Origin of the sequence: Mucilaginibacter sp. (genome assembly GCF_039935595.1) — a bacterium.
Classification (GTDB): Bacteria; Bacteroidota; Bacteroidia; order Sphingobacteriales; family Sphingobacteriaceae; genus Mucilaginibacter.
In genome coordinates this window covers 1-11,288 of sequence record NZ_JBDTJZ010000124.1, presented here as the reverse complement: position 1 = coordinate 11,288, position 11,288 = coordinate 1, and the positions used below count along the sequence as shown (strand labels likewise).

Sequence of the window (11,288 nt, the reverse complement as noted above, 5' to 3'; positions counted from 1 at the left end):
ATCAACTGCTTGTTGTTTGTTGGCGTAACCTGGTTCATTAACCTCTTGTGTTTTTATTTATCACCGGTGGCTTTATTGGTGGTGTTGGGTTATAGCGCTACCAAGCGTTTTACGGCGCTTTGCCATTTGGTTTTAGGATTGGGATTATCCCTTGCCCCTATTGGTGCTTATTTGGTGGTTACGGGGCATTTTGATTTAACTCCCCTGTTTTTCTCTTTCGCGGTATTGTTTTGGGTGAGCGGTTTTGATATCATTTACGCCATGCAGGATGAAGACTTTGACCGCAACGAAAACCTGCACTCCATCCCCGCTTATTTGGGTAAGGTAAACGCGTTAAGGTTATCTACTTTTTTGCATGTGCTGTCCGCAGCGTTTATTGTGATGCCGGTGTTTTTTATTCACCCGGGGGTGTTGTATTATATCGGTATAGTTTTCTTTTGCAGTATGCTCATCTACCAGCACCTGTTGGTTAAACCTAACGACCTAAGTCGCGTAAACTTTGCCTTTATGACCACTAACGGCATTGCCAGCGTGGTGTTTGCGGTTTTGTTTTTGTTGGACCGATTAGTTTAGTCGGAAAGTCCGGAAGATATCTGACTTATGTAATATCTTATACAAACTTTAACTTTCGGTCTTCCGGTCTTTCCGACTTGCGGACTAATTCTGCATATTTGCATACACACACATCAATCATGATCCACAAAAAAACAAGAACATATATCCCTGCCGACCTTGAAATTAAATGGGAAACGCTGGAACCGATCTATAAAGAATTATTGGCGCGTTTTATGAATTCGGCCGAAGAGCTGGAGGCCTGGCTACGTGACCGCAGCGAACTGGAAGCCGCTTTAGAAGAGGATTTTGCCTGGCGATACATCCGCATGACCTGCGATACCAATAACGAGCAGCTTTTACAAAACTTTCAATACTTCGCTACCGAAATTGAGCCGAAAATTGCGCCTTATAGTAACGAACTCAACAAAAAACTGGTAGCCAGCGCTTACCTGGACCAATTGGACCATGATAAATTTTTTGTGTACCTGCGCGGTGTAAAAAAAGCGTTAGAGTTATTCAGAGAAGAAAACATACCACTGCAAACCGAGATACAGGTGGAGCAGCAAAAATATCAACAAATAAGCGGGTCATTATCTGTCCATATCGACGATAAAGAATATACTTTAGAGCAGGCATCGGTATTTTTAAAAGGCACCGATCGAGCCAAAAGGCAGGAAGTTTGGGAGAAGATAACCGCCCGCCGTCTGCAGGAAAAAGATAAGTTGAATGACCTGTTTGACCACCTGCGCGCCTTGCGCCACCAGGTAGCCTTGAACGCGGGCTTTGAAAATTACCGCGATTATATGTTCCAGGCGCTGGGTCGTTTTGATTATACCCCGCAGGATTGTTATGCTTTTCATGAAGCTATTGAAACCGAGATAGTGCCCATTCTGCGCGAACATGCAGAACAACGTAAAGAAGCTTTGGGACTTGACGTGTTACGCCCCTGGGATATGGATGTAAATACCTCAGGCAAACCAGCATTAAAACCTTTTAGCAGCGGAGAAGAATTGATAGAGAAATCTATCCAATGCTTTAGCAACATTAACCGCTATTTGGGCGAGCGTTTGGAGATCATGAAGGATAATAACCTGTTTGATGTGGAGAGCCGTAAAGGCAAGGCACCGGGTGGTTATAATTACCCGTTATCAGAAACCGGCGCGCCGTTTATTTTCATGAACTCGGCTAATACTTTTCGTGACCTGACTACCATGGTACACGAGGGCGGTCACGCGGTACATACTTTTTTAACTGCCGATTTGGGGCTGAATGATTTTAAGCACTGCCCGTCGGAGGTTGCGGAGTTGGCTTCTATGTCGATGGAGTTAATATCTATGGATAACTGGAACGTGTTTTTTGATAATGAAGAGGATTTGAAACGCGCCAAACGCGACCAGTTGGTTGATGTTTTAAAAACCCTGCCCTGGGTTGCCGTGGTTGACCAGTTTCAACATTGGATATACACCAACCCCACCCATACCGCTGCCGAACGTACCGAAGCCTGGGTACAGATATATGAACCTTTCGGCGCAGGCTTTGCCGACTGGACCGGCATTGAAGAAGCGGAAGCCAACCTATGGCAAAAACAATTGCATATTTTCGAGATACCATTTTACTACATTGAATATGGTATGGCCCAATTAGGTGCTATTGCCGTTTGGAAAAACTATAAAGAAAATCCTGAAAAGGCACTGGAACAATACCTGGCCGCATTAAAGCTTGGCTATACCAAAACCATTAAAGAGATCTACGAAACCGCGGGCATCAAGTTTGATTTCAGTGCCGGGTATGTAAAGGAGTTGGCGGAGTTTGTGAAGGCGGAGATAGAGAAGTTGTAAGATCCCCTCCCTGGGGGGCGTGCAAGCGTTGAGCGTAAAGTCAGGGTGGGTTAGCCGCTTTGTTAAACCCCTCCCTACACCCTCCCTCCGGGAGGGAATCGCACAAGGCCGATGGGGTGTTCGGGGTGTTCATCCTGTTCTTTTCTCGCTAAAGGGAACACCTGTTTGTTATCTATTTAACAAACCTTTTTTCCATTTATCACCTTGCAAAAACTGTTTGCTTTCTAAAAAGTATATCCAAAACACAGTTACTATCACCCCTAATACCGAGCCGCCAACTACATCTTCAAAAAAATGTTCACTTAAATACATGCGCGAGTAGCCAACCAGTATAGCGGCTATTAAAAAAACTAGTCCCCAGCTTTTATTTTTAACCAAATAGGTAAGCACCACCGCCGCCGAAAATGCCGTAACCGTATGACCTGAAGGGAAACTGTTGTAGCTAAATATTTCAACCCCTTTAACAAAATGAATTCGCTTAAGCTGTCCGGCAAAATATAGTTTAGGGCGCGGGGCATTAATAAAGTGCTTTATAATTTGGGCCAGTATAGCGGTAACACCCCAACTGGTAAATAATAAAAATGCCTTTTGGTAATTATATAGGCCGATGATAAGTGATAAAATCACAATAGTCAATCCCTCGCCAAAATCGGTAACGTAAGGGGCAATAAAATCAGCACTGGCGCTATGTAAGCCGTTAACGGCGAAGTATATATCTTCCCGGCTATACAGCAACTTAATGATAAGGCAGACGCACAGCAGTATTAAATATGGGATAAAAAAAACCCTTATCCGGTATAAAATATCTTTTATACTTAAATTCATGGTGCAAAGTAAGCATATACTTATTCACTGCAAAAAAATGGTTATGTTTGGTTTTAGCTTAATTAACTGATGGCTGGTAGTATATTCCGTAAAAAATCTATTGACAAAATATTGGCTGATGTAGCCAGCGGTTACAGCGACGGCGAAGCACACGCGGGTCACCTAAAAAAAGAACTAAACGTTAGGGACCTAACCCTGATGGGTATTGCTGCCGTAGTAGGCGCAGGCATATTCTCTACCATTGGCGAGGCGTCATTTCATGGCGGGCCGGGTGTTTCCTTATTATTTGTTATTACAGCTATTACCTGTGGGTTTTCAGCATTATGTTATGCTGAGTTTGCCTCGCGTATACCGGTATCGGGTAGCGCTTATACCTACGCCTATGCCTCCTTTGGCGAACTGGTAGCCTGGATAATTGGCTGGGACCTTTTAATGGAATATGCCATAGGTAATATTGCCGTAGCCATATCCTGGAGCGAATATTTTGTAAACCTGCTGGAAGGATTTAACATCCACATGCCTGCGTATTTAACCATGGATTATTTTTCGGCCTTTCGCGGGCATGAGCATTTACAGGCCCTAACAGCAAGCGGTCACCTTGCTGATATTACCGACCGGATGCGTGCCGAAGCATTAGCCTGGACCACCGCGCCCGGCTTTAACAATATTAAATTAATTGCCAATATACCCGCGCTGGTTATTGTAATACTAATAACCTACCTTGTTTACATTGGCATACGCGAAACTAAAAAGGCCACCAATGCTATGGTTTACCTTAAAATTGGTATTGTGCTGGCGGTAATAGTCATCGGCTTTTTTTATGTAACGCCGGCCAACTGGCACCCGTTTTTACCCAATGGTTTTAGCGGGGTAATGAAAGGCGTATCAGGTGTGTTTTTTGCCTATATAGGGTTTGATGCCATATCAACCACGGCCGAGGAATGTAAGAATCCGCAGCGCGACCTACCGCGCGGAATGATATACTCGTTAATTATTTGCACGGTACTTTATATTTTAATTGCGCTGGTGCTTACCGGCATGGTGAGCTATAAGGAACTACAGGTAGGCGACCCACTGGCATTTGTATTTAAACGGGTAGGGTTAAACAACATCAGCTATGTCATATCCATCAGCGCGGTTATTGCTACCGCGAGTGTGCTTTTAATATTCCAATTAGGCCAACCTCGTATTTGGATGAGCATGAGCCGCGATGGTTTATTACCCAAAGCTTTCTCGCGCATACATCCTAAGTATAATACACCATCGTTTTCAACCATTGTTACAGGCTTTGTAGTAGCCATACCCGCATTGTTCATGAACCTTACCGAAGTTACCGACCTGACCAGCATAGGCACCCTTTTCGCTTTTGTACTGGTATGCGGCGGCGTATTACTATTACCCCGCGAAGCATCAAAAAAGGGCCGTTTCCAAATACCTTATGTAAATTCAAAATGGATAGTACCTGTATTGTTCGTTACAGGTATTATATTTTTTTGGCAGCCTATTCTTGATCTCTTTTCAGCAACAAACGCACACGAGAATTTCCCGCTATTTTTATTCATCATCCTATCGGCCATATTAACGGTGTTGGCCTTTATCAAAAACCTGTCGTTAATACCGGTATTGGGCCTGCTAAGCTGTTTTTATTTAATGACGCAGCTTGGGTATACCAACTGGATGCGGTTTTTAATATGGCTGGTTATAGGGTTGGTTATTTACTTCACGTATAGTAACAAACATAGTTTATTGGGCAAGCAAACCGCTTAATACCTTTCGTGTAAAACACTTAGGCCCGTCAGTAGTTATAGCCTATATCTAATCTATAACTATGATAAATTTATACGCCTTTCCCGCAACAGCCACTCCTTATTCTGTTAATAAAATAAAAATACCCGCGCTACTGCTTTTACTGTTATTTTCTCAAGGCTTGTTTGCTCAAAACACTGCACCGATTGACACCATTAAACCGGGCAATGGTCCGCGTAAAGAACAGTTAAAAGAGATAAAAGAAGTCAAAACCCAACTACTTAAAGATTCTACCAATGGTGAACCTAAAAAAAGTTTGCCTATAAAAATTGATACAACCGTTAGAAATAAATATGGCGACCTGCTAAATGATGATAAGAAGTTTAATAAACGCTACCCTCTTTGGAAACCGCTGGTGGAGGTAGTAGGCGTTAACGTCTTTACCCAGTCATTGGACAGATTTGTATTGAAGGCGGATTTTTCGAAAGTAGGCCCAACAAGCTGGGGGGATAATTTGCGCAATGGTTGGGAGTGGGATTCTGACCGGTTCGGTATAAATTTCATTGGTCACCCTTATACCGGTTCCATGTACTTTAATGCGGCCCGGTCGCAGGGATATGGATATTTCCAGTCAGTCCCGTATGCGGTAGCAGGAAGTTTAATGTGGGAATACTTTGGCGAAACCACCCGTCCTTCTTACAACGATGTAATAAACACCCCAATTAACGGCGCATTTTTAGGTGAGATATTTTATCGCATCAGTTCCAATATTCTGGACGACCGGACAACAGGCAGCGAAAGAGTTTTCAGGGAAATAGCCGCCGGGTTAATAGACCCTGTACGCGGGCTTAATAGACTTTTACAGGGCAAGTCGTTCCGCAAAACAAATACAGAGGTTTATCAAAAAGAACCATTTAATATAACCTTGTTTGCGGGTATGCATAAAATAAACGAGGATAATAAAACCGTTTTTGGCAAGGGCCCTACCGAAGCTTTGTTTAACATACAGCTTGATTATGGTAACCCATTCGAGGATCGATCACGTAAACCTTTTGATTTTTTCAAACTGCGCACGGAGTTTAGTTTTGGTTCGGGACGCAAGATATTGGATAACCTTACCGGGTATGGTATTTTGGTAGGCAAAAATATTACGCACGACAAATTTTCAATGTTGTATGGTGTGTTCCAATATGATGATTACTGGGATAATAAAACCTTTGAGTTAGGGGCGATTGGTTTTGGTGGCGGGGTGTTCCTTAAAAATACCTTAAGCGAAAATATTCATTTATATACTAACGCGCACCTGGCATTAGTGCCCTTGGCCGGAAACAGCACGCGTTTTGGTCCCGATACCTCACAGATTAGAGATTATACTTATAACAACGGATTAGAAGGCAAATTTGAAACTACACTTAATTTAGGAAAAGCTGCAAGCGCCTCTTTTGTGTATTATTATTTTTTATTACACACTACTGTTGGAGAAGCGGGCACCAATTATATAAGTATTTTGAAGCCACGTGTTACTGTACGATTATTCAGTAATGTTAGTCTTGGTTTTGAGCACTTTATTTATTTTGATGACCGGTATTTAAAAACCCTGCCTGCAATTTATTCGGTAAGAACCGAGCAAAAGATATTCCTGTCATGGTTTTTGGAAGACCCGCAACGAAAAGGGCGCTATAATTAATAGCACCCTTTACAATATCTTCAGTTAATTAAATAAATTACAACTGCATAGCAAAATGCAACCCGGCAACACCATCCTGGTAAACAGGCATAACCACAGTTTTTTTCCCTTGTTTATCAGTATGTGTTAGTATATTCCGGATAACAGGATATATCAAATAAGCTGCTTTGGTTGAAAGTATACCAACGCCGGCCCCTGCAACAACATCGCTAAACCAATGGTCGCGGTTATACATTCTAAAAACACCGGTAGTAATAGCAAATGAGTACCCTATTACACCATACCATGGCGACTTAGCAGAATATTCCTGTGCCATAAATTCGGCAACTGCAAAGGCGGTAGCCGTATGCCCCGATGGAAAAGAATAATAATCGTCGCCATTAGGGCGCAATCGATGTGTACTATGTTTACTTATAAATAAGGTAGTACCTACAATACCACCAGATAAGGCAAGTATTGCCGTACGGTCAATAAATGTATTTTTACCGCTAATGCCCACCAGGTTTAAACCATATACCAACGCTACAGGTGCAAATTGAAAATAACTTTCGGCCTTGGTATGAAAATTTGGCCCGGTTTTATTGGTTTCGCCATGTATAAAATAATCAACGTTCCGCACCGGTTTTATAGCAAATGATAACGCGCCGTAAGTTATAAAGGCCGCAGGTGGAATTAGCGTCCAGGTTTTACTATGCAGGCGCTTTACGGTATCGGGGGCGGTTAGCAGGTCTTTTTTTAATGAATCTGCCAGTTGGGCGTTAGCATTTAACGAGGCAAAACATAATAATGCAAATAATATTTTCCTGATCATAGTAGTTTCAAACCTATAGTGATAATCTGTTTTAATTCTGAAGTGATTACGTGTGCAATAAAAATGCCATAAAAAAGCGTCCCGATATATCGGGACGCTTTTTTATGCGATAGTGGTATTATGATAATTGGTCCGTGTAAGCTCTACAGCTTCTGGTATAGCCAACATTAGCGGTACCTTTTCAACTGTAACAAAGCTTAGGTCCAGACCAAATCCACGCTCTTCTGATAAACTTACCTTTTTGAGATAAGTATAGTATGCCATTATAAATTTTTCATATAACGACAGGTTATGCGATCTTGAGAGTACCTTCTCTATCACCACAAACCTAAAATCGCCGACAATTTTATGTTTGTTTAATGATTTATAGGTACTGGTAATATCAACCTCGCCGTTTTTAACCAAATCTTCAACCACTTTTCTAAACAATAAGTTTATTTGCTGCTCCACCCTAAAACCCAATTTAAAATCAATTCTTATCAGTTTGTTAGGCACTAAAAAGTTTACTTCGTACTCCTTTTTATAAGGCTCGTCAACCACATCAACGTGTACCAGCCAATAAACATCGGCCCGTTTAGGTTGCTTTTGCAGGATGGAATAAATAATTTTCGATTCAATTTCCGAATCAAAATTAGCACTGGTTAAATACACCAGCTGCGAGGCATACTTAGGCACGGTTTCATCTTCGCTTAATTCGGTTATGATCTTAAAGTAATCATCAATCTCAATAAACTTAACATAGCGGTTTCTTATACGGCGGGCAATATGCCATGTCCACATAATAGAGAATAATAAAAAGCCTATGCTAAGGGTAAACCAGCCGCCATCAACAAATTTATTTAAGTTACCTGCCAAAAACAGACCTTCAATAAGCAAGTACATGGTTAAAAATATACCTACTATATAGTTGGGTACTTTTTTCTTTTTCAGGAATTTAGATACCAGTATGGTTGTCATTAACATGGCTACGGTAATACTTAAACCGTAGGCCGCTTCCATAGCGTCAGAATGTTTAAATAATAACACTACACCTGTACAGCCTGCGCATAACAACCAGTTAACGCTTGATACATATAACTGGCCCTTTTGCTCGGTTGGATAATGTATTTTAACCTTTGGCCATAAGTTAAGCCGCACAGCCTCGGCAATAAGGGTAAACGACCCTGAAATTAAAGCCTGACTGGCAATAATTGCCGCCACGGTAGCTATACCTATACCAAAAATTAAAAACCACTGCGGCATTATTTTATAGAAGGGATTTTCCAGATTAAGATCAACAATATGGCCGTTACGCTGTAAAAGCCACACCGCCTGACCCAGGTAGTTTAAAATCAAACAAGTTTTAACGTAGATCCAGCTTATCTGGATATTAGACCGGCCACAATGGCCAAGATCAGAGTATAGCGCCTCAGCCCCGGTGGTACATAAAAATACGGCACCCAATATAATGAAGGCATGGTAATTATTGCTGGTTAAAAGTTGTACAGCATAATAGGGGTTTAACGCCTTAATAATACTTGGCTCCTGTATAATAAAGCTTATACCCAATACGCCCATCATGGTAAACCAAATAAACATAATTGGCCCAAAGGCTTTACCCACCATTGATGTGCCAAATTGCTGTATAACAAAAAGCCCGACTATAATGGCTATTACTACAGGAACAGTATGCAAATGCGGGAACGATGGCACCAAACCCTCAATAGCTGCTGATATGGTTATAGGCGGCGTAATAATACCATCGGCCAGCAGCGCGCAGCCACCAACAACCGCAGGTACAACCAGCCACTTAGCCTTACGGCGCACTAACGAAAAAAGGGAGAAAATTCCCCCTTCGCCCTTGTTATCTGCCCGTAAAGTAATAACCACATATTTTAACGTGGTTTGCAGGGTAAGCGTCCAGAAAACACACGACACACCACCCAGTATAAGGATGTCTGATATGCGTTGTTCGCCAACTATTGCTTTAAAAACGTAAAGGGGGGAGGTACCAATATCTCCGTAGATTATTCCCAAACTGATCAGTAACCCAGCGGCCGACAGTTTTTGCAGATCTTTATGATTTGACACAGTAATGATTAAAAAGACAAAAGTATCAAAAATATTGGTTTAAACCTATATAATCCATTTTCGTCTAAAACATGACGTCAATTTCTATTTGTTAAATTTTGTTAAAACTTTTTACAAAATGCAAACTATTGAAATTGATGCGTAGTTTATTTATACTTTTGCATATCCCATAAACTATGAGGCAAAAATTTACTTATTCGTATTCATTCAACTTTATAATTGCCGCGGCGATATGGATGAATTTTGCCTTTACCATTAATACACCTATTGCAAAAGCCGATACCAATTATTTTTGGCTAAGTAAAAAATCAAAAAAGAAAAATAGCTTGCCTTTTAGCTTGCCGCCAATAAAGGCGGGTACCATATCAAGCGTTAAGCTTAATATTACACCACCAAGGTCCGAAGATAAGTTGCTGTATGGTGTTGAAGTATCTCCTAACCCGGTTACTGACCAGATAAATTTAAAATACGCTATAACCCGCAATTCAAGCGTTAGTATTAAAATGACGGACATTTTAGGCAACGAGGTGTTTGCTGTAACCTATTCTGGCGTTGAACCCGGTCCACATAGTTTCCCTTATGCTATTAATAACAAATTTAACAAGGGCTTCTATTTTATACGTGTTGTTGCCGGCACCGAATCTGTAATAAAAAGAATATCAATATTATAATTAGTGATTGAATGAATTAGTGATTGAAAACTCATGTTTATTCGCTTAATTTGGCAACGAGCAATCACTAATTCGATAATTCAATAATTCATACTTATGAAAATAATTGCCGTTGGCCGCAACTATGCCGAACATGCCAAAGAGCTGAACAACCCTGTGCCCACTACCAACCCGGTAATTTTTATGAAACCTGATACGGCTTTGTTAAAAGATAATAAGCCTTTTTATCATCCTGATTTTTCGGAAGATATTCATCATGAAATAGAGGTTGTATTAAAAGTTTGCAAGGAAGGTAAGCATATCAGCGAAAAATTTGCAGGCAATTATTTTGACGAGGTTGCGCTGGGCGTTGACTTTACCGCACGCGATATACAGCAGCGCCATAAAGAAAAAGGACTACCCTGGGAACTGGCCAAAGGTTTTGACGGCTCGGCTCCTATCAGTAAGTTTTTGCCCAAATCGCAATTTGATGATTTGTACAACCTTAATTTTACACTGGATGTTAACGGGCAAAATCGCCAAACCGGCAACACGAAGGACCTGATTTTTACATTTGAATTTATTATAGCCTTTGTATCTAAATATATCACCCTAAAAAAAGGCGACCTGATTTATACCGGCACACCTGCGGGTGTAAGTAAAGTTAATGTTGGCGATAGGCTGGAAGGTTACCTGGAAGGCGAAAAACTGCTGGATTTTTACATTAAATAACAATAAGCATTTTACGTTTACAAAATTTTACGGATGCCCTGCTAAAACAAGTTTAGCGTGGCCCCTGTTTATACTTTCAATGAAATATATATATTCTGCATTACTACTTTTATTTTTTTACCTGCCTGTAGATGCCCAAACACCCATACAAACACGGCAATACCCCCAAAATTATTTCAGATACCCGCTTGACCTTCCTCCCAGCACAGCAGGCTCATTTGGCGAGTTAAGGCCCGGTCATTTTCACGCCGGACTCGATTTCAGGACCAACCAGCGCAAAGGCTACCCGGTACACGCCGCTGCCGATGGTTTTGTATCAAGAGTACATGTACAGGTAGGCGGCGGCGGTAATATAGTTTACCTTGACCACCCTA

General features: G+C 41.4%; 9 protein-coding genes and 1 pseudogene. 7 read left to right on the top strand and 3 right to left on the bottom strand.

What is annotated here, in order from left to right:
* Together ABI367_RS08435 and ABI367_RS08430 are read left to right on the top strand one after the other, a co-directional pair.
* Positions 1-573 (top strand): UbiA family prenyltransferase (locus ABI367_RS08435; protein WP_462226962.1); only part of this gene is annotated, 573 nt, incomplete at its 5' end.
* Positions 574-692: 119 nt separating this feature from the next.
* Positions 693-2,393 carry a M3 family oligoendopeptidase gene (locus ABI367_RS08430; protein ID WP_462226960.1) on the top strand — a complete coding sequence of 567 codons (1,701 nt, stop codon included), beginning with the start codon at positions 693-695 and terminating at the stop codon, positions 2,391-2,393.
* A gap of 168 nt (positions 2,394-2,561) precedes the next feature.
* On the opposite strand, the gene ABI367_RS08425 is transcribed toward ABI367_RS08430, so the two are convergent.
* Entirely contained in the window at positions 2,562-3,218 is a 657-nt protein-coding gene (locus ABI367_RS08425; protein ID WP_462226958.1) for a phosphatase PAP2 family protein, read from the bottom strand.
* Positions 3,219-3,287: 69 nt separating this feature from the next.
* On the opposite strand from ABI367_RS08425, the gene ABI367_RS08420 reads away from it, so the two are divergent.
* Positions 3,288-4,985, top strand: coding sequence for an amino acid permease (locus ABI367_RS08420; protein ID WP_462226957.1), 1,698 nt, complete (start codon positions 3,288-3,290; stop codon positions 4,983-4,985).
* Between the two features lie 61 nt (positions 4,986-5,046).
* Positions 5,047-6,651, top strand: coding sequence for a DUF3943 domain-containing protein (locus ABI367_RS08415; RefSeq protein ID WP_462226955.1), 1,605 nt, complete (start codon positions 5,047-5,049; stop codon positions 6,649-6,651).
* A gap of 37 nt (positions 6,652-6,688) precedes the next feature.
* Here the strand turns inward: ABI367_RS08415 and ABI367_RS08410 are convergent, their stop codons facing one another.
* Positions 6,689-7,462, bottom strand: a complete 774-nt coding sequence (locus tag ABI367_RS08410) for a phosphatase PAP2 family protein (RefSeq protein WP_462226953.1) — start codon at positions 7,460-7,462, stop codon at positions 6,689-6,691.
* Positions 7,463-7,564: 102 nt separating this feature from the next.
* Complete coding sequence (locus ABI367_RS08405; protein WP_462226951.1) at positions 7,565-9,532, bottom strand: KUP/HAK/KT family potassium transporter; 1,968 nt, start codon at positions 9,530-9,532, stop codon at positions 7,565-7,567.
* A 176-nt stretch (positions 9,533-9,708) separates the two neighbouring features.
* On the opposite strand from ABI367_RS08405, the gene ABI367_RS08400 reads away from it, so the two are divergent.
* The 3 genes and pseudogenes from ABI367_RS08400 to ABI367_RS08390 form a co-directional block, all read left to right on the top strand.
* Positions 9,709-10,203 (top strand): T9SS type A sorting domain-containing protein, encoded by a 495-nt coding sequence (locus ABI367_RS08400; protein WP_462226950.1) that lies wholly within the window; start codon positions 9,709-9,711, stop codon positions 10,201-10,203.
* 96 nt (positions 10,204-10,299) lie between these two features.
* A complete protein-coding gene (locus tag ABI367_RS08395) occupies positions 10,300-10,914 on the top strand; it encodes a fumarylacetoacetate hydrolase family protein (RefSeq protein ID WP_462226948.1) in 615 nt (204 codons plus the stop codon).
* Between the two features lie 79 nt (positions 10,915-10,993).
* Positions 10,994-11,288 (top strand): annotated as a pseudogene (locus ABI367_RS08390) (M23 family peptidase); the annotation flags it as partial.